The organism is Bacillus paramobilis (assembly GCF_038096195.1).
In the GTDB taxonomy this organism is placed as follows: Bacteria; Bacillota; Bacilli; order Bacillales; family Bacillaceae_G; genus Bacillus_A; species Bacillus_A mobilis.
This window is the reverse complement of sequence record NZ_CP151108.1, coordinates 3,766,800-3,783,506: the sequence shown is the minus strand read 5'-3', so window position 1 is coordinate 3,783,506 and position 16,707 is coordinate 3,766,800. Positions and strand designations below refer to the sequence as shown.

At 35.9% G+C, this 16,707-nt stretch carries 20 protein-coding genes; 19 read left to right on the top strand and 1 reads right to left on the bottom strand.

Going from position 1 to position 16,707, the window contains the following annotated elements; genetic code table 11:
* The first annotated feature begins 105 nt into the window (after positions 1–105).
* The 12 genes from hisC (at position 106) to AABL52_RS19225 (ending at position 9,974) form a co-directional block, all read left to right on the top strand.
* On the top strand, positions 106–1,218 hold the full coding sequence (gene hisC, locus AABL52_RS19280; RefSeq protein ID WP_001264035.1) for a histidinol-phosphate transaminase: 1,113 nt from the start codon (positions 106–108) through the stop codon (positions 1,216–1,218).
* Between the two features lie 281 nt (positions 1,219–1,499).
* A complete protein-coding gene (locus tag AABL52_RS19275; RefSeq protein WP_001168678.1) occupies positions 1,500–2,762 on the top strand; it encodes a tetratricopeptide repeat protein in 1,263 nt (420 codons plus the stop codon).
* A 73-nt stretch (positions 2,763–2,835) separates the two neighbouring features.
* Complete coding sequence (locus AABL52_RS19270; protein WP_001095929.1) at positions 2,836–3,372, top strand: ReoY family proteolytic degradation factor; 537 nt, start codon at positions 2,836–2,838, stop codon at positions 3,370–3,372.
* 154 nt (positions 3,373–3,526) lie between these two features.
* Entirely contained in the window at positions 3,527–3,982 is a 456-nt protein-coding gene (locus tag AABL52_RS19265; RefSeq protein ID WP_000871300.1) for a YpiF family protein, read from the top strand.
* 143 nt (positions 3,983–4,125) lie between these two features.
* Positions 4,126–4,638: a menaquinol-cytochrome c reductase iron-sulfur subunit gene (qcrA, locus tag AABL52_RS19260; RefSeq protein ID WP_001290420.1), complete on the top strand. Its 513-nt coding sequence runs from the start codon at positions 4,126–4,128 to the stop codon at positions 4,636–4,638.
* Complete coding sequence (qcrB, locus tag AABL52_RS19255) at positions 4,639–5,313, top strand: menaquinol-cytochrome c reductase cytochrome b subunit (protein WP_000932700.1); 675 nt, start codon at positions 4,639–4,641, stop codon at positions 5,311–5,313.
* Positions 5,314–5,356: 43 nt separating this feature from the next.
* The gene (gene qcrC, locus AABL52_RS19250; RefSeq protein ID WP_000554601.1) at positions 5,357–6,124 is read left to right on the top strand and encodes a menaquinol-cytochrome c reductase cytochrome b/c subunit; all 768 of its coding nucleotides are present in this window, start codon (positions 5,357–5,359) and stop codon (positions 6,122–6,124) included.
* Between the two features lie 122 nt (positions 6,125–6,246).
* Entirely contained in the window at positions 6,247–6,837 is a 591-nt protein-coding gene (locus AABL52_RS19245; RefSeq protein WP_000262824.1) for a DUF1405 domain-containing protein, read from the top strand.
* Positions 6,838–6,862: 25 nt separating this feature from the next.
* A complete protein-coding gene (locus AABL52_RS19240) occupies positions 6,863–7,549 on the top strand; it encodes a TIGR01906 family membrane protein (protein WP_000739744.1) in 687 nt (228 codons plus the stop codon).
* 108 nt (positions 7,550–7,657) lie between these two features.
* A complete protein-coding gene (ypjB, locus tag AABL52_RS19235; RefSeq protein ID WP_341518215.1) occupies positions 7,658–8,446 on the top strand; it encodes a sporulation protein YpjB in 789 nt (262 codons plus the stop codon).
* A 101-nt stretch (positions 8,447–8,547) separates the two neighbouring features.
* Positions 8,548–9,231, top strand: coding sequence for a zinc metallopeptidase (locus tag AABL52_RS19230; protein ID WP_073517780.1), 684 nt, complete (start codon positions 8,548–8,550; stop codon positions 9,229–9,231).
* Positions 9,232–9,332: 101 nt separating this feature from the next.
* Entirely contained in the window at positions 9,333–9,974 is a 642-nt protein-coding gene (locus tag AABL52_RS19225) for a uracil-DNA glycosylase (protein WP_097845488.1), read from the top strand.
* Positions 9,975–10,002: 28 nt separating this feature from the next.
* Here the strand turns inward: AABL52_RS19225 and AABL52_RS19220 are convergent, their stop codons facing one another.
* Positions 10,003–10,884, bottom strand: a complete 882-nt coding sequence (locus AABL52_RS19220) for a YitT family protein (RefSeq protein WP_000203304.1) — start codon at positions 10,882–10,884, stop codon at positions 10,003–10,005.
* 268 nt (positions 10,885–11,152) lie between these two features.
* Between AABL52_RS19220 and AABL52_RS19215 the strand changes: the two genes are divergently transcribed.
* The 7 genes from AABL52_RS19215 to AABL52_RS19185 are packed head-to-tail and all read left to right on the top strand — an operon-like array spanning position 11,153 to position 16,707.
* Positions 11,153–11,494: a nucleotide pyrophosphohydrolase gene (locus tag AABL52_RS19215; RefSeq protein WP_002108639.1), complete on the top strand. Its 342-nt coding sequence runs from the start codon at positions 11,153–11,155 to the stop codon at positions 11,492–11,494.
* Positions 11,494–12,294, top strand: a complete 801-nt coding sequence (gene dapB / locus AABL52_RS19210; RefSeq protein ID WP_341518214.1) for a dihydrodipicolinate reductase — start codon at positions 11,494–11,496, stop codon at positions 12,292–12,294. The genes AABL52_RS19215 and dapB overlap by 1 nt, the downstream gene beginning before the upstream one ends.
* Before the next feature lie 14 nt (positions 12,295–12,308).
* Positions 12,309–12,704 carry a methylglyoxal synthase gene (locus AABL52_RS19205; RefSeq protein ID WP_000684763.1) on the top strand — a complete coding sequence of 132 codons (396 nt, stop codon included), beginning with the start codon at positions 12,309–12,311 and terminating at the stop codon, positions 12,702–12,704.
* An 11-nt stretch (positions 12,705–12,715) separates the two neighbouring features.
* Positions 12,716–13,420, top strand: a complete 705-nt coding sequence (gene bshB1 / locus AABL52_RS19200) for a bacillithiol biosynthesis deacetylase BshB1 (protein WP_000015663.1) — start codon at positions 12,716–12,718, stop codon at positions 13,418–13,420.
* Positions 13,417–14,562 carry an N-acetyl-alpha-D-glucosaminyl L-malate synthase BshA gene (gene bshA / locus AABL52_RS19195; protein ID WP_341518213.1) on the top strand — a complete coding sequence of 382 codons (1,146 nt, stop codon included), beginning with the start codon at positions 13,417–13,419 and terminating at the stop codon, positions 14,560–14,562. The genes bshB1 and bshA overlap by 4 nt, the downstream gene beginning before the upstream one ends.
* On the top strand, positions 14,549–15,742 hold the full coding sequence (locus tag AABL52_RS19190) for a CCA tRNA nucleotidyltransferase (RefSeq protein ID WP_341518212.1): 1,194 nt from the start codon (positions 14,549–14,551) through the stop codon (positions 15,740–15,742). Before bshA ends, AABL52_RS19190 begins: the two co-directional genes overlap by 14 nt.
* Positions 15,727–16,707 carry a biotin--[acetyl-CoA-carboxylase] ligase gene (locus AABL52_RS19185; RefSeq protein WP_001192030.1) on the top strand — a complete coding sequence of 327 codons (981 nt, stop codon included), beginning with the start codon at positions 15,727–15,729 and terminating at the stop codon, positions 16,705–16,707. Before AABL52_RS19190 ends, AABL52_RS19185 begins: the two co-directional genes overlap by 16 nt.

Here is a 16,707-nt window from a genome sequence, read left to right as displayed (position 1 = left end):
TGTTTTGAGGTATTCTCGTAATAGTGACGGTTAAGATAAACGATTACAGTGCGGGATTACCACCGTATTGTAATCGAATTGAATAAAATGACTGGGGGAAGAAAAATGAGAGTGAAAGAGCAATTGTTAACTTTGAGAGCATATGTACCTGGGAAAAACATTGAAGAAGTAAAAAGGGAATATGGATTATCAAAAATTGTGAAATTAGCATCGAACGAAAATCCATTCGGTTGCTCAGCACGTGTAACAGAAGCATTAACTTCTTTAGTGAGTCAATACGCTCTTTATCCAGATGGATATGCCTTTGAACTTCGGACAAAAGTAGCAGAGCAGTTAGGTGTTAAAGCAGAACAACTGTTATTTGGTAGTGGATTAGATGAAGTCATTCAAATGATTAGCCGTGCATTACTACAAGAAGGAACAAATGTTGTAATGGCGAATCCAACATTCTCGCAATACCATCACCATGCTGTAATTGAAGGAGCAGAAGTTCGTGAAGTACCACTTAAAGATGGCATTCACGATTTAGATGCGATGTTACAGCAAGTAGATGATAAAACGAAGATTGTATGGATTTGTAACCCGAATAATCCGACAGGTACATATGTAGAGAAACAAAATTTACTTTCATTTTTAGAATCAGTTCCTAAGTCAGCGCTCGTTATTATGGACGAAGCATACTATGAATATGCGGGAGCAGAAGACTATCCACAAACATTACCACTTCTTAAAAAATATGAAAATCTTATGGTTTTACGTACGTTTTCGAAAGCATATGGTTTAGCTGCTTTCCGTATCGGGTATGCGGTTGGTAATGCGAAGTTAATTGGGCAGCTAGAAGTAGCAAGGTTACCATTTAATACATCGACTGTAGCCCAATCTGTAGCCCTTGCTGCATTAGAAGATCAAGCGTTTTTACAAGAATGTGTGAAAAAGAATGAAGAAGGATTAAATCAATATTACGCATTTTGTAAGGAATATAATGTATTCTATTATCCATCTCAAACAAATTTCATTTTCTTAAAGCTAGGTATTCCTGGTAATGAGGCTTTCGAACGATTAATGAAGAAAGGCTACATTGTTCGTTCTGGTGCTGCATTTGGTATACATGATGGTATTCGTATTACTGTCGGTTTGAAAGAAGAAAATGATGAAATTATAGAATTATTGACAGAGCTTGTAAAAGAGCAAGTAAAGAAAGAAGAAACATACTCTTAAGAGTGTGTGAAGGCTCCTATTATAGGAGTCTTTTTTATTTAAATGAAGGCCTGTAAAGCTCGATCCGTGCGTGTTAATAATTAATAAGGGAAGTTATTTGCACGGTAATGAAAGAAAACGGTACAATAGAAAGTAGTAATGCGGTATCGGTGTCATATTCGAATCGTTATTAGTGAAAGTACAAGAAGAAGTATGCTCATTCTAAAGGTTGCGTTCTTACACCTAGTTGCTTATGATAAATGAACAGAAAATAATATTTGTTAGAATTAAAGGAGACGTTTATGCAAAAGTTTGAACAAGCTGTTTCATATATTGAAAATGGTGAAGCGGAAAAAGGATTACAATTATTAAAAGAACAATTAAAAATTGCGAATGATGAAGAGAAGTATGATATTGCTCGTTACTATCATACACTTGGATTTACGGATGAAGCGTTAGCTATTACAGAAGACTTGCGTTTATTGTACCCGGAAGAAAGTGAATTCACTGTATTTTTAGCAGAATTATATATTGATCTAGACAAAGAAGATGAAGCGATTGAAGTACTTCATGATATTCCAGAAACTGATGAATTGTATGTTCAATCGTTATTACTTGTTGCGGATTTATTCCAAATGCAAGGTTTCGATGATGTAGCAGAACAAAAACTATTAAAGGCAAAAGAAATGATGCCTGACGAACCTGTTATTACGTTTGGATTAGCAGAGTTATATAGTAGTAAAGGGGAAGAACAAAAGGCAATTACTCATTATGAGTCGCTATTAGTGGAACATAAAGTAATGGGTGGTGTTGTCATTGCACTTCGCCTCGCAGAAACGTTAAGTGCGATTGGGAATTGGGAAGAAGCGATCTCTTACTATGAAGCAGGTTTAGAGGAACAAAAAGATATCCACTCATTATTTGGATATGCCTTCACATTATACCAAGGCGAAGAATACCAAAGAGCAATTGGTGCTTGGCAAGAACTAAAAGAATTAGATCCGGAGTATGCATCGCTTTACATGTATTTAGCGAAAAGCTATGAAAAAGAAGGAATGCTTCAAGAAAGCTATGAAACACTTCAAGAAGGAATTAAAGTAGATGAGCTTTCTGTACCATTTTATGTAGAATTAGCGAACATTGCAGCGAAATTAGGAAAAATAGCGGAAGCAGAGGAAGTGCTTCAAAAAGCGCTTGAGTTAGATCCAGGACATTTAGGTGCAATATTAAAATATGCTTATATCTTAAAGGAACAAGAAAAGTATGAAGAGCTAATTGCAGTTGTAGAGCGTGCGATTGATAGCGGAGAACCAGATACACAACTACTTTGGGATCTTGCGTTTGCAAAAAAACAATTAGAAATGTATTCGGATGCATTAAAACACTATGAAAGTGCATATACTTCTTTTAAGAATCATCCAGACTTCTTGGAAGAGTACGGTTATTTCTTATTGGAAGAAGGTATGCGAAAAGAGGCGAAAGAAGTATTTACTCAGTTAATACAACTAGACCCGACACAAATTCATATTGAAGAATTGTTATATAATTTAGAGGATTTTTCATAAGTTGGAAGGAAACTGAATGCCGCTTCTTGAATCTAAAAAGAAAAGAGAAAGACAGAGGAGGGACTTAATTGCTATGAATACCCCTGTTTCTGTAAACGAGAAGAAGGATTTTGTAAAATGGTTTTTGAATAATTACCAACTGAAACAGCGTGAATGTGTATGGATTTTGAATTATTTAATGAGTCACGACCAATTAATGCATAAAGTCCACTTCGTAGAGCATGCAAAATATTGTCCGCGTGGCTTAGTGATGTCCGCGAATTGTGTAAAAGATACACCGTTTCACTTCTTTAAACAAAATGTTATGACAACAGATGCTGAAAAATCGTTTCATGATATTCGTTTAAATCGAGATGAGGATATTTATATTCAACTCAATTTTAAATCATCGTTTCAAAATGCCAATTATGTAGCTGTATTAGAAGAAAACCCGTATTTACCGAAGCATATTGAAGTAAATGAAAAAGATCGTTTACTTGCAGAAAGATTTTTAGAAGAAAGTGTATTTTCTTTTAGAAGAGAACGTCTTTTGAAACAAATTGATGAAGCGCTGGATAAGCAAGATCAGGAAGCGTTTCATAGGTTAACAGCTGAGTTAAAGATGTTATAGAATTCATTTGGATTTATAAAATTTTACAAATTTCAGACTTTTTGAGAAAAACTACCTTAATATAGGTAGTTTTTCTTTTTTTACCTCTTTTAGTATGGTTTAATATATATAAAGTGAAAGTTCTGTCATTTGTAGGTGAGGGGAGGGAAGAAATTTGAAATGGATTGTAAAAGATGTGGAACAGTTTGAGAAAGCAAGAGAGTATGTAGATACAGGTGTTATACCACTTTTATCAATTTCGGCAGCAAAAGAAATGAAAATGGTAGTAGAACAAGGTGAATTTATCGAATTGTTGAGTATGGAGTTGGAAAGAGAATATAAAGGAAGAGTGCTTTTACTACCTGCATTTACGTATTTAGTAGAAAGTCAAAAAAACGAAAAAGTTCGTTTGCAAGAATGGACAAATCATTTACAAGAGCAAGGTTTTAAGCATATTGCATATGTTACAAGTGATTTTTCATGGAAAGAAGATATGCAAGAATTGCAGGGAGATTTATTTTGGTTTCCTTCATTAGCGTTAGAACAATTTAGTGATCAAGCGAAAAGAGAAGTTATTCATGCGCATATAAAAAATATAATGGTGATGTTAGAAGAAAAATGGGGAAAATAATAATAAACAGAAAGTTCTTATTATTATGAGTAGTATGATATTGACCTGTGCATGACCGTATTATATCATGATAGTGTCCTAGTTTTTATTTTTTATATAATTTATCACGAGGGGACAATTTCTGATAGAGGGGGGAAATTTTCGTGAGCGAGAAAGAACATCGTGTATCAAGAAGACAGTTTTTAAATTACACCCTTACAGGGGTAGGAGGCTTTATGGCAGCGGGTATTTTAATGCCGATGACGCGATTTGCGCTTGATCCGGTGTTAAGAAAAGAAGCGGGAACGGATATGGTTGCTGTTGCACAAGTAAAGGATATTACAACAGAGCCGAAACGTTTCGACTTTAAGGTGAAGCAGGTTGATGGTTGGTACAAGTCCGAAGAGCCAAAATCAGCTTGGGTTCATAAAGATGAAAGCGGAGACATTGTTGCGTTCTCTCCGGTATGTAAACATTTAGGATGTACAGTGAACTGGAATTCGGACAAAGCACATCCGAATCAATTCTTTTGTCCATGCCACGGGGGCCGTTACACAAAAGACGGGATGAACATTAAAGGCACGCCGCCGCTTGCTCCACTTGATGTATACGAGTCTAAAGTGAAAGATGGAACGCTGTATTTAGGAAAAGCGAAGCCAAGAGGGGGTGCAAAGTAGATGCTAAATAAAATTTATGATTGGGTAGATGAAAGGTTAGATATTACACCGATATGGCGTGATATTGCTGATCATGAAGTACCTGAACATGTAAACCCGGCACATCACTTTTCTGCATTCGTTTATTGCTTTGGAGGACTGACCTTTTTCGTTACTGTAATTCAAATTTTATCTGGAATGTTTTTGACGATGTATTATGTGCCTGATATTAAAAATGCTTGGGAATCGGTTTATTATTTACAAAATGAAGTTGCATACGGACAAATTGTTCGTGGTATGCACCACTGGGGTGCTAGTCTCGTCATTGTAATGATGTTTTTACATACACTTAGAGTTTTCTTCCAGGGTGCGTATAAAAAGCCTCGTGAGCTAAACTGGATTGTTGGTGTTCTTATTTTCTTTGTTATGTTAGGTCTTGGATTTACTGGATATTTATTACCGTGGGATATGAAAGCTTTATTTGCTACGAAAGTAGGGATTCAAATTGCAGAGCAAACACCGCTCATTGGTCCTTATATTAAAACATTACTCGCTGGTCATTCCGAAATTGTTGGCGCTCAAACATTAACTCGCTTCTTTGCTATTCACGTCTTCTTCTTACCAGCAGCACTTCTAGGTTTAATGGCCTTCCACTTCATCATGATTCGCAAACAAGGTATTTCCGGTCCGCTATAAGAGATTGCTAAATAAAAGGGGAAAGAACTAAAGGAGGGAGATTATGCATCGCGGCAAAGGGATGAAGTTTGTAGGAGATTCTCGGGTACCAGTAGCTCGGAAACCAAATATTCCAAAAGACTATTCTGAATACCCAGGGAAAACAGAAGCATTTTGGCCGAACTTCTTGTTAAAAGAATGGATGGTTGGTGCAGTTTTTTTAATCGGTTATTTATGTTTAACAGTGGCGCATCCGTCACCACTTGAGAGAATGGCGGATCCAACTGATGCTGGATATATACCACTTCCAGATTGGTATTTCTTATTTTTGTATCAGTTATTAAAGTATTCTTATGCTTCTGGTTCATTTACTGTAATTGGAGCGTTTATTATGCCAGGGATTGCGTTTGGCGCATTACTGCTAGCTCCATTTCTCGATCGAGGACCAGAAAGACGCCCGTTGAAGCGTCCTGTAGCAACTGGATTCATGCTTTTAGCAATTGCATCGATTATCTTTTTAACTTGGGAATCTGTAGCGCACCACGATTGGGAAGCTGCAAAAAAACAAGGAGCAATTGTAAAAACAGCACCAGTTGATAAAAATGATGACGGCTATAAATTAATGCAAAAAAATACTTGTTTAACGTGTCACGGTGACAATTTACAGGGCGGGGCAGCAGCGCCTGCACTGCAAAACTTAACTTTAAAGCCAGAAGAAATTGCTAAAATTGCGAAAGACGGAAAAGGTTCAATGCCTAAAGGTGTATTTAAAGGTACAGATGAGGAACTGAAGAAACTTTCGGAATTCGTTGCAAAGTATAATAAAAAATAATAAAAAGCTGACTACAAAAAAATTGTAGTCAGCTTTTTATTTTGATGAAAGAAAGTTTACTATATAATAGAGTAGAGTTTGAGGAAAGAATGACTTTGTTTGAAAGGTGTTGGACATACAGCTTGGTTTACTTGTATGCAATGTTAAGACAACGCTCCGTATTATTATTTTTATTAGTTGTTAACATATTAGGTACAATATACGGATTTATATGGTATGGAAATCAATTAAAAGAAACTTCACCTATTTTTTGGCCGTTTGTACCTGATAGCCCGATGGCGAGTCTCTTTTTTGTCTTTGTTTTAATTGCTTTTTTAATAAAGAGAAATTGGGGATTAATAGAGGCGCTAGCGATTGTTACTTTAATAAAATATGGTATATGGGCTGTTGTTGTAAATGCAATTATGATCTATGTAAAAGGTCCTATTGGTGTTATAGGGTATATGTTAATGCTTTCGCATTTTGCGATGGCAGTACAAGGATTGTTATATGCACCGTTTTACCGTATAAAAAAATGGCATTTTGCGGTAGCAGCTATATGGACATTACATAATGATGCAATTGATTATTTATTTTGGCAAATGCCGAGATATGGAATTATGCATTTGTTTGTAGAAGAAATTGGTTATTTTACGTTCTGGCTAAGCATCGCTACACTATGTATTACATATTATTCTTGCTTGCGTGAGAACCGAAAACAGTTTTCTTTATGATAGTTAAAACATATAGGGGGAGAAAATGAAGAAAAATAAGAGTGGTACAAAAATATGGGACCGATTGATTACGATAGCTGTTTCATACAGCATAGCATTTTCTATATTTGCACTCGCAACAACGGCGGTTGTATACGGGAAATGGCTGTATTATTTTGAAATTGATTTTTTAAACATTCCAGATTTAGCGGATATGACGAAGGATGATATTAAAAGAAATTATGATGTGCTTATCACATATTTATCGCCGTTTTATGATGGTGTATTGCAGTTGCCAACATTAGATATGTCTACAAATGGCCGTATTCATTTTGTAGATGTTAAAAATATTTTAGTAAAGATTCAATATGTGATGTATGCGACAATTATGATTGCTATAATAGGCGGGATTTATTTATTAAAAAAGAAAAATGAAAAGTTTTTACTACACGGATCGATTTTAACAATTATTTTTCCGATAGCGCTGATGCTACCAATCGCTATTAATTTTGAAAAGAGTTTTGTATTATTTCATAAACTTTTATTTAGTAATGATTATTGGATGTTTGATATTGAAACGGATCCGATTATATTAATGCTACCAGAAGAATTCTTTATGCATGCAGCGTGTGCTATTTTATTATTTATTTTATGTGGCAGCATACTTTGTTATAGCTTGTATAGATATTTCGTAAAAAAGAAAAGGGTTTCAAAGGGAAAATTCTCTGTTTAAAGAGAATTTTTTTTGTTTGTAAAACGATAATATATTTTTCGGTTCAGTTCTGTTCTATTCTTGTCCAAATTAACATATTTTGTACTAGTAGTTATAGGGGGGACCGTGATGAAGAGAACATTAATTGGATTGATAGCATTTCTAATTATAATGTTTCCGTTACGTATATATGCTGAAGAGTGGGGTGAACTAACAGGGTTGTTAGATGACTCATTACAATTAGTGAAGCGTAATGAAGATGAAAAAGCAGTACAAGTATTACAACATTTCTCGGAGCAGTTTGTAATAAAGGGGAATGAAAAGAAGCAAGAAGTAACGCCAGATCAAGTTAGAGTTATTTCTTTAGCTTACGACAAGGCCAAACAATCTCTCGTGGAAACAGATTTAAGTAAACAAGTTAAAATCGATAATGTGTTAGCCCTGCAGCTCGCTGTTGATGCGCAAGTGTCGAAATATCAACCACTTTGGATGGAAAGAGAAACAAAAATAATGGGTGCCTTTTCTCAAATGGAAAAAGCGATGAAAAAAGAAGATACGGGACAGTTTCAACAAACGTTAAACACATTTTTACATGAATTTAATATTATTTATCCAAGCTTAATGATTGCTTTGCCAGAAAACGAAGTGCAGCGTGTAAATGCCCATTTATCTTATTTGGATGAATTTCGTAACGTTATGTTAAAAACGAAAGGTGGGCAAATGCAACTAGGAATCATTAAAGGGGATTTGCAAAAAATATTTCACACAGTAAAAAAAGATGAAATTGCACCCTCGCTCATTTGGTTTATGACAATTACTGGGGGTCTTATTTTATTCACATTAACTTATGTTGGGTGGAGAAAGTATAAAGGAGAGAGAGAAAAAAGAAAGGGTAATGTACACTCTAAGAATAGATAATGCAATAAATAAAGATACGGATTGTAAGGTTTATTCATTGACAATGATGGCAGAAGAAAATAGAATGAGTAGTACTATAATTAAAACTTCAATGGAGGTTCATGATGTTTTATTTAATTTACTTCGCGATCATAATGATCATACCGTTGTATGCACAGTCAAGAGTACGTAGTGCTTATAGCAAGTATTCACAAGTTTATTCAACATCAGGTATGACAGGAGCGGAAGTGGCTCGAAAAATTTTAGATGAAAATGGATTATACAACGTAGCTGTAGAAGAAACACCAGGTCATTTATCAGACCATTATGATCCAACTGCAAAAACAGTTCGATTATCAACAGATAACTATTATGGTCATTCAGTTGCTGGTACAGCAGTTGCAGCACACGAAGTAGGACACGCAATTCAAGATGCAAAAGATTATAACTTTATGCGTATTCGTCATTCGTTAGTGCCTGTGGCGAATTTTGGATCGAATATATCATGGGTATTTATTATGATTGGTATATTTGCGACAATGTCAAAACTATTGTTATTAGGAATTATTTTAATGGCAGCAGGTGTTGTGTTCCAACTCGTAACATTACCAGTTGAGTTTGATGCATCAAAGCGTGCAATGCAACAAATTGAAGCATTAGGTATCGTATCAACAGATGAATATGGCCAAGCTCGTAAAGTATTAAATGCGGCAGCATTAACATATGTAGCAGCTGCAGCTGTAGCGGTATTTGAATTATTACGTCTCGTATTAATGTATACTGGTATGCAGCGTAGCGACGACTAAAGACTATCAATTTTGATAGTCTTTTTTTGTTTTGTGGATTGAATTATATAATGTATTGTAAATAGAAATAATAGAAGTAATGCGGAAAGGTGGTGAGGGAAATGAAATATCCAAGCCATTTAGTAAAACAAGTGAGAGAACAAAGTGCTTCTTATCAGCTAGAAGGATTTTTAAGTGGACAAGGTCCTGAAAATCCAAAATTTATGTTGCTAGGAGAAGCGCCTGGTGAAACAGAAATTCATAATGGGATTCCATTTAGCGGGAGAGCGGGAAAACAATTAATGGAGTTTTTAGAACGGATTCACGTTACAAGGGAAGAAGTATATATTACGAGCACTGTTCGGAGTAGACCTTATAAGTGGCGAGAGAAAAAAGAACGAAATGGTGAAATCATACAGAAAAAGTATAATAGAACGCCAAATCAAGGGGAAATACTTGCCCATGCCCCTTTGTTAGATTATGAATTAGAGAAAATAAACCCGAAGCTTATCGTCACGCTTGGAAATATCGGCCTTCAACGTTTAATAGGAAAAAATACAAAAATCACAGATGTGCACGGACAATTATTAAAAAAGCCTATTCAAAAATTAAAGGATATGCAAAGTGTAGAGTTTACATGGTCAGAGAAAGAATATCATATTTTCCCGACTTTTCATCCTGCTTCCATTTTTTATAATCGGAGTTTATTGGAGCTTATTTATGAGGATTTAGAGAAACTTGAAAAATATGTAATAAAAAACTAGAAAAGCTAAAGAGCTTTTCTAGTTCGGTTTATGTATGTAACGGATTTTTATTTTCATCTAATGTAAAACCTTCACCAACTACATCATGTACGTCACTTACAGCAACAAAGGCGTGAGGATCTACAGAAGTAATTATATTTTTTAATTTCACGATTTCATTTTTAGCGACAACGCAATACAATACATTCCGTTCCACTTTCGTATACGATCCAACAGCTTTTAAAAAGGTTGCTCCGCGCTCCATATCAGATAAAATTTTGGCAGCAATTTCATCGTTTTTATCTGAGATAATAGTGGCTCCTTTCGCCGCATAGGCTCCTTCCTGCATAAAATCAATGACTTTCGCACCGATAAAAACAGCAACTAACGTATACATGCCCTCGCGGTATGATAAATAGGTAAGAATCGAGACGATAATGACGATAGCATCAAACATAAACATCGTTTTCCCCATACTCCAGCCAACATATTTATGAGCGAGTCTCGCAATAATATCTACACCGCCAGTAGTCCCGCCGTATTTAAATATGATTCCAAGACCTATACCAATGAATGCCCCGGCGAATAAAGCTGCGAGTGTCATATCATTTTGTAAATTTAAATGTAAGTTGAGAACTTCGTAACGCTGAAAAATCCATAGAAATAAAGATACGCTAAAGGTGCCGATTAGTGTATAGATAAATGTTGTTCTTCCAAGTAACTTCCAACCAATGAAAAATATAGGGATATTTAAAATTAAGTTTGAGTAAGAAGGATCAAACTTAAATAGAAAATACAATAATAGTGTAATACCGGTAAATCCACCTTCTGCAAGGTGATTTTCAATATTGATATTCACAATACCGAAAGAAAAAATAGCGGAACCGATTAAAATGAAAATGATATTTCGAATCTTCAAATTTGATGTCATATAGAAATCCCCCTAATTATGTAGATTGCATTGCTCCGCTGATATGGTAAAACATAATGATAAGTAATTTCTAGTTGTTAGTAAAAATAAAGAAGGCTATAAAAATAATGGATCTGGGCTAATCTTTTGCAAAAATCACAAAAGAAAGTTTCACTTTATTATAGTCTATCCCAAAAAGGGTCGCAAATAGGTGTTTGGCAGGGAATAATATTTGTCAAATCGCGATGAATTGGCTAACATGAAAGAGGAAGGATTAGAGGTGAGTTGTATGGAAGCGAAAACGATGAAGGATATGCAGAAAGAAGTAGATGCATATATTGGTCAGTTTAAAGAAGGTTATTTCAGTCCACTTGCAATGATGGCTCGTTTAACGGAAGAAATGGGGGAGCTTGCAAGAGAGGTTAATCATTATTATGGTGAGAAACCGAAGAAAACAACTGAAAAAGAACGTAGTATTGAAGAAGAGCTTGGAGATGTATTATTTGTTATGATTTGTATGGCAAATAGTTTAAATATTGATTTAGAAACAGCGCATAACATTGTAATGAATAAATTTAATACACGTGATAAAGATCGCTGGACACGTATTGATGAGGGAGAGAAAGAATAATGAAAGAAATTAAAGTAATTATCGCTGGACCAAGAGGACGTATGGGACATGAGGCAGTCCTTCTTATGGAAAGAACGGAGCATTTTAATTTAGTAGCAGCAGTGGATTATAAGCATGGCGGAGAGAAAATCTCTGATTTACCGGGCATGCCAGCGCTAAATGTACCTATTTACGCAGATTTACATACTTGTTTAGAGGAAGTAGAAGCAGATGTGTTGTTAGATTTAACAACGCCAGAAGTTGGAAAACAACACGTTACACTTGCAGTTGAGCGTGGACTTCGTTCTGTTATTGGTACAACTGGATTTACAGAAGAAGAACTAAAGCAATTAACAGAGAAGGCGAAAGAAAAAGCAGTAGGAACTATTATCGCTCCAAACTTTGCAATTGGTGCAGTTCTTATGATGAAATTCTCACAAATGGCAGCGAAGTACTTCCAAGATGTTGAAGTAATTGAATTGCATCATGATCAAAAATTAGATGCGCCATCTGGTACAGCTGTAAAAACAGTAGAATTAATTCGTCAAAACCGTGAATCAAAGCAGCAAGGTCATCCGAATGAAGTAGAACAACTAGAAGGTGCTCGTGGTGCAAATGTAGACGGCATTCACATTCATAGTGTACGTTTACCAGGACTTATTGCACACCAAGAAGTAATGTTTGGTGGAGATGGACAAATGTTAACGGTTCGCCATGATTCATTCAATCGTGCATCATTTATGTCGGGTGTAAAACTATCAATTGATACAGTAATGAATCTAGATCATCTTGTGTACGGTTTAGAAAATATTATCGACTAAAGGGGAGACAACGGATGAAAATTGCCTTAATCGCACATGACAAAAAGAAAAATGACATGGTTTCGTTTGCATACGCATATAAACCAATTTTTGAACAACATGAATTATTTGCAACGGGAACGACAGGACTTCGTATTATGGAAGCGACTGGTTTAGTTGTAACAAGATTTCAATCGGGTCCTCTTGGTGGCGATCAAGAAATTGGTGCAATGATTGCAAAAAATGATATGGATATGGTGATTTTTTTCCGGGATCCACTAACTGCTCAGCCGCATGAACCAGATGTAAATGCATTGCTTCGTCTATGTGATGTATATGCGATTCCACTTGCAACGAATATGGCAAGTGCTGAAATGTTAATGCACGCATTAGAGCGAGGAGATTTAGATTACCGCAAGTTAAGAAAATGAGGGGAACAATTATGAGTGGATTACATATATTAGCGTTTGGTGCTCATGCCGATGATGTTGAAATCGGCATGGCTGGTACCATTGCTAAATATACGAAGCAAGGGTATGAAGTAGGTATTTGTGATTTAACAGAAGCTGATCTTTCTTCTAATGGAACAATAGAGTTGAGAAAAGAAGAAGCAAAGGCGGCAGCTCGTATAATGGGAGTAAAAACGAGACTGAATTTAGCGATGCCAGACCGTGGTTTGTATATGAAAGAAGAGTATATACGTGAAATTGTAAAGGTGATTCGTACATATAAACCAAAACTAGTTTTTGCACCGTATTATGAAGATCGTCATCCAGATCATGCAAATTGTGCAAAACTTGTGGAAGAAGCTATTTTTTCAGCGGGAATTCGTAAATATATGCCAGAGGTTCCACCACATCGTGTGGAGTCTTTTTATCATTATATGATTAATGGTTTTCATAAACCGAATTTTTGTATAGATATAAGTGAGTACCTTTCTATAAAAGTGAAAGCATTAGAAGCGTATGAAAGTCAGTTTTCAACAGGGAGTGATGGTGTGAAAACGCCGTTAACAGAAGGTTATGTTGAAACTGTGGTCGCTCGAGAGAAAATGTTTGGAAAAGAAGTTGGAGTTTTATATGCCGAGGGATTTATGAGTAAGAAACCGGTTTTATTACATGCTGATTTAATAGGGGGATGTAAATGAAATTAAAAATAGGTATTACATGTTATCCTTCTGTAGGTGGTTCTGGGGTTGTTGGAACAGAATTAGGAAAGCAATTAGCGGAACGCGGGCATGAAATTCATTTTATTACATCGGGTTTACCATTCCGGTTAAATAAAGTGTATCCAAACATTTATTTTCATGAAGTGACGGTAAATCAATACTCTGTATTTCAATATCCACCATACGATTTAGCGTTAGCGAGTAAAATGGCAGAAGTTGCACAAAGAGAAAACTTAGACATTTTACATGTGCATTACGCAATACCACATGCAATTTGTGCTTATTTAGCAAAACAAATGATTGGAGAGCGAATTAAAATTGTTACAACCTTGCATGGAACAGATATTACCGTGTTAGGTTCCGACCCTTCGTTAAATAATTTAATTCGTTTTGGTATTGAGCAATCTGATGTTGTGACGGCTGTCTCGCATTCATTAATTAACGAAACGCATGAGCTAGTAAAACCAAATAAAGACATTGAAACGGTATATAACTTTATAGACGAACGTGTATATTTTAAGCGTGATATGTCTCAATTAAAGAAAGAATACGGTATAAGTGAGAGTGAAAAGATACTCATTCACATTTCAAATTTCCGTAAAGTGAAACGCGTGCAAGATGTTGTTCAGGCATTTGCTAAAATTGTTACAGAAGTAGATGCGAAGTTACTTCTTGTAGGAGATGGACCAGAATTTTGCACGATTTTACAGTTAGTGAAAAATCTACATATTGAAGATCGCGTCTTATTCTTAGGAAAGCAAGATAATGTTGCAGAGCTACTTGCGATGAGTGATTTAATGTTACTTCTATCAGAGAAGGAGAGTTTTGGTCTTGTTTTATTAGAAGCGATGGCGTGTGGTGTACCTTGTATCGGAACAAGGGTTGGAGGTATTCCAGAAGTCATTCAACATGGTGAAACAGGATATTTATGTGAAGTTGGCGATCCAGCAGGAGTGGCAAATCAAGCCATTCAGCTATTAAAGGATGAAGAACTTCACCGTGATATGGGAGAGCGAGCAAGAGCAAGTGTTTACGAGCAGTTCCGCTCTGAAAAAATCGTCTCACAATATGAAACGATTTATTATGATGTACTAAGGGATGACAAAAATGAAAAGATTTAAAAAAGCTAGTTCTATTATTGAGACTTTAAAGCAACAAGGACATGAGGCCTACTTTGTCGGTGGAAGCGTACGAGATCTTATTATCGATAGACCGATTGGAGATATTGATATTGCAACATCTGCTTTACCAGAAGAAGTGATGGCTATATTTCCAAGACATGTTCCTGTTGGTCTTGAGCATGGAACTGTAATTGTGGTAGAAAATGGTGAACCTTATGAGGTAACCACTTTTCGAACAGAGAGCGAATATGAAGATTTTCGAAGACCTAGTAGTGTTCAATTTGTTCGTTCATTAGAAGAGGATTTAAAACGTCGTGATTTCACAATGAATGCAATTGCGATGACAGAAGAAGGCGAAATGGTTGATTTATTTGCTGGACAGGAAGCGATTCAAAAGAGAGAAATTGTGACAGTTGGAAATGCTGCGGATCGTTTTCAAGAAGACGCCCTGCGAATGATGCGTGGTATTCGTTTCGTAAGTACGTTAGGTTTTTCTTTAGAAATGAAAACGAAACAAGCAATTGAAACATATGGACATTTACTGGAACATATTGCAATTGAGCGAATTACAGTGGAATTTGAGAAACTGTTAACTGGTACATATTGCGTGAAGGGCTTGCAAGAATTAGTAGAAACGAAGCTATTTTCTCATTTGCCATATTTACAAATGTCAGAAGAGAGATTATTAAAAGCTACGCAGTATAACTGGGATTATTTTGAAACGGACATTGAGGCATGGGCATTCTTCTTATATTGTATTGGAGAAGAGCATCCATCTGTCTTTTTACGTCAATGGAAGTTTTCGAATAAAAAAATAAAAGATATCGTCGCAGTTTTATTAACAATTCGTACGAGAAAGGAGAAGGATTGGGATACAGTCCTTCTTTATAAAACGGGACTTCATATCGCTGAAATGGCCGAAAGAGTATATGAAGCGATGATTGAAAGCTATGATCATACATCTGTTAAACGAGTACAAACGTTATTTGAAATATTGCCAATCAAGAGTCGCCAAGAAATGAATGTGACTGGGAATGATTTATTAAACTGGGCAAATAAAAAGCCCGGTCCGTGGGTTGCTGAAATGATTCAAAAAATTGAGGAAGCAATCGTACAAGGAAACGTAGTTAATGAGAAAGAGTGTATAAGGGAGTGGCTGCAAGAATGCAATCTACTATAAGAAAGCAGTTATTGCAAGTTTTTTCGGAAGCGGATGGCGCGTTTGTATCTGGCCAAACGATTAGTGATAAACTTGGTTGTTCAAGAACCGCTGTGTGGAAACATATGGAGGACCTTCGGAATGAGGGATATGAACTTGAAGCTGTGCGTCGATTAGGTTATCGCATTGCGGGTAAGCCAGACAAAGTAACTGCTAATGAAATTCAGTTAGGGTTACAAACGAAACATATTGGTAGAACGGTATATTTTGAAGAATCTGTTGAATCTACGCAGCATATTGCAGCAAAACTTGCTTATGAAGGCGCAGAAGAAGGAACCATTGTTGTGGCAGAAGAACAAACGTCGGGCAGAGGTCGTTTAAGCAGGAAATGGTATTCACCAAAAGGAACAGGAATTTGGATGAGTATTATTTTACGTCCATCAATCCCGGTTCATCATGCACCACAACTTACTTTGTTAGCGGCTGTTAGCGTTGCACAAGCAATTGAAAAGTGCACGGGTGTAAACGTAGGAATAAAATGGCCAAATGATATTTTAATTCAAGGTAAAAAGGCTGTAGGTATATTAACAGAAATGCAGGCGGATCCTGATAAAATTAATGCTGTCATTATGGGTATTGGTATTAATGCGAATCAAAAGCAAGAACATTTTGATGAGGAAATTCAGCATATTGCTACTTCTTTAGCGATTGAGTCCGGTAAGCCAATTGTTCGTGCAGAGCTTATGCAACAAATCTTTTTACAACTAGAAAAATTATATGAAGAGTATTTACAAAATGGTTTCTCTGTTATTAAAATTCTTTGGGAAAGTTACGCTGTTAGCATCGGGAAAGAAATTACCGCTCGAACGATGAGAGAGACAATTATAGGGGTAGCAAAAGGAATTACAGAGGATGGTGTATTGCTTCTGGAGGATCATGAAGGGAAAGTACATCACATTCATTCTGCGGATATCGAAATTAAGTAA

Bases quoted from the DNA above. Each gene is read 5' to 3' on its own strand.
- AABL52_RS19275 (WP_001168678.1), top strand. From the start codon at position 1,500: ATGCAAAAGTTTGAACAAGCTGTTTCATATATTGAAAATGGTGAAGCG.
- AABL52_RS19190 (WP_341518212.1), top strand. From the start codon at position 14,549: ATGAAAAGATTTAAAAAAGCTAGTTCTATTATTGAGACTTTAAAGCAA.
- AABL52_RS19270 (WP_001095929.1), top strand. From the start codon at position 2,836: ATGAATACCCCTGTTTCTGTAAACGAGAAGAAGGATTTTGTAAAATGG.
- qcrC (WP_000554601.1), top strand. From the start codon at position 5,357: ATGCATCGCGGCAAAGGGATGAAGTTTGTAGGAGATTCTCGGGTACCA.
- AABL52_RS19230 (WP_073517780.1), top strand. From the start codon at position 8,548: ATGATGTTTTATTTAATTTACTTCGCGATCATAATGATCATACCGTTG.
- dapB (WP_341518214.1), top strand. From the start codon at position 11,494: ATGAAAGAAATTAAAGTAATTATCGCTGGACCAAGAGGACGTATGGGA.
- AABL52_RS19240 (WP_000739744.1), top strand. From the start codon at position 6,863: ATGAAGAAAAATAAGAGTGGTACAAAAATATGGGACCGATTGATTACG.
- AABL52_RS19185 (WP_001192030.1), top strand. From the start codon at position 15,727: ATGCAATCTACTATAAGAAAGCAGTTATTGCAAGTTTTTTCGGAAGCG.
- bshB1 (WP_000015663.1), top strand. From the start codon at position 12,716: ATGAGTGGATTACATATATTAGCGTTTGGTGCTCATGCCGATGATGTT.
- AABL52_RS19205 (WP_000684763.1), top strand. From the start codon at position 12,309: ATGAAAATTGCCTTAATCGCACATGACAAAAAGAAAAATGACATGGTT.
- hisC (WP_001264035.1), top strand. From the start codon at position 106: ATGAGAGTGAAAGAGCAATTGTTAACTTTGAGAGCATATGTACCTGGG.
- bshA (WP_341518213.1), top strand. From the start codon at position 13,417: ATGAAATTAAAAATAGGTATTACATGTTATCCTTCTGTAGGTGGTTCT.
- AABL52_RS19215 (WP_002108639.1), top strand. From the start codon at position 11,153: ATGGAAGCGAAAACGATGAAGGATATGCAGAAAGAAGTAGATGCATAT.
- ypjB (WP_341518215.1), top strand. From the start codon at position 7,658: ATGAAGAGAACATTAATTGGATTGATAGCATTTCTAATTATAATGTTT.
- AABL52_RS19225 (WP_097845488.1), top strand. From the start codon at position 9,333: ATGAAATATCCAAGCCATTTAGTAAAACAAGTGAGAGAACAAAGTGCT.
- AABL52_RS19220 (WP_000203304.1), bottom strand. From the start codon at position 10,884: ATGACATCAAATTTGAAGATTCGAAATATCATTTTCATTTTAATCGGT.
- qcrB (WP_000932700.1), top strand. From the start codon at position 4,639: ATGCTAAATAAAATTTATGATTGGGTAGATGAAAGGTTAGATATTACA.